General features: G+C 32.9%; 1 pseudogene. It reads left to right on the forward strand.

From position 1 onward, the window contains the following. Positions 1 to 231: pseudogene (locus BAQ49_RS11440) on the forward strand (IS4 family transposase); the annotation flags it as partial.

A 231-nucleotide genomic window follows, 5' to 3' on the forward strand; every position in this document is an offset into this window, starting at 1 on the left:
TCTATTCAAGATAATCAAGGATATTATTTATCACGTCTTAAGTTACCAACTAAGATATATAGAAAAGAATTCAAAACAGTCGTATTTAAAACAAAACCAGCTCAACTGAGACCGGTATATATACAAATTCATTTGGAAGAAATCATGAACCAATTACAACCTGGCCAAGTGTATGAATTACGTGATGTATATGTAGGGAGCAAAGACAAATTACCTACTCGCATCGTGGTT

The sequence above is a fragment of the Bacillus proteolyticus genome (assembly GCF_001884065.1).
GTDB classification, from domain to species: Bacteria; Bacillota; Bacilli; order Bacillales; family Bacillaceae_G; genus Bacillus_A; species Bacillus_A proteolyticus.